Here is a 1,157-nt window from a genome sequence, read left to right on the forward strand (position 1 = left end):
GGCGGGCTGGCGCGCTGCGGCCCCCACGGGACCGGCATCGGCCAGCGCCGGTACGGCGTGCAGGGCCAGGGCCACCAGCCCTGCCACAAGCGCCGTGGGCAGCGCGGCCCGAAACGGCTTGGAATATTTGCTGGATGCGGACATGCGTCGCCTCCCGGTCTGTGCTGTTGCGAAAGCGCGGCGGAAATTCCGCACTCGTGCTTTCGGCTGATCTGTGCGCCCTACCTGTTGACCATGGGCACGCTGCGCGGCCGGAAGGGCCGCACGGTGTGGCCGGGCGCGTCGGGGTCCACGTACTTGCCAAGCTCGTCCCCGCGCACCACGAATCCGTCCGACGTATGAATGACGTAGCGGTTGCCGTGCCACATGGTGGTGGTCAGCACCACTTCCCACTTGGCCCCGGGGTTGGCGACCGCATCGGTCACGGGCCGTTGCGCCCCCACGGGCACGGCGTGCACCGCGAAATCCAGATCCACCGAATCGGCCTCCGGCGCCAGCGTAACCTGCATCCCCCGCGACACCAGTTCGGTGGCCAGCAGGTTCTGGTAGGCCAGTGCGAAGGGCCGTGCGTTGGGCGGGGTGATGCGGATGGGCAGGGCCACCAGGTCCCTGCGGTCGTCCAGGGCCTTGTACACCCGCAAGGCCGTGGCCGTGGCCAGGCGACTCCAGTCATCGGGTTCGCTGACGGAGCGCCCGGAGCGGGTATCGGCAAAGGGCTTGTCGGGCACGTTGCGCGGCGGCGGCGTTGCCGCCGGACCGCACAGGCCCGGGGCGGCGGGAACGGAAGCGGTCAGGGCCACGGCCAGCAGCAGGCCGCGGGCATAGCCTCGGAATGTACGAGAACGGCAAAGCATGGGACTACCTTCCGAAAGAGTCGCGACGGAGTGGCGCACCCCGTCGGAAACTTCATCGGCCAGATGTGGTTTTGCTTTAGACCGCCCGGCATGCCTGGGTGTCTGGCTTGTCAGGTTGCCGGTGGTGAAGCGGGGCACCGCCAGGCAGCGGCAGGTACTCGCGGATGCGGAGGGGGGATGGGCGCGCGTTCCGGAGGCAGGCGTCAGTCGTGCGGCGGAATGCTACTGGCGCAGCACGGCGGCAAGGCGGGCCAGTGCCGTGCGCAGATGGCTGACCGCCGCCGAGGCGTCGCCCGACGCGGC

Annotated in this window: 1 protein-coding gene; it reads right to left on the reverse strand. The window is 70.0% G+C overall.

What is annotated here, in order from left to right; translation table 11 throughout:
• Window positions 1-221: 221 nt before the first annotated feature.
• Window positions 222-854, reverse strand: coding sequence for a hypothetical protein (locus FVW27_RS16590; RefSeq protein ID WP_167127268.1), 633 nt, complete (start codon window positions 852-854; stop codon window positions 222-224).
• Between the last annotated feature and the right edge of the window lie 303 nt (window positions 855-1,157).

It is taken from the genome of Nitratidesulfovibrio liaohensis, from assembly GCF_011682075.1.
Classification (GTDB): domain Bacteria; phylum Desulfobacterota; class Desulfovibrionia; order Desulfovibrionales; family Desulfovibrionaceae; genus Cupidesulfovibrio; species Cupidesulfovibrio liaohensis.

Coding starts and splice junctions, on each gene's coding strand:
- FVW27_RS16590 (WP_167127268.1), bottom strand. CDS start 854: ATGCTTTGCCGTTCTCGTACATTCCGAGGCTATGCCCGCGGCCTGCTG.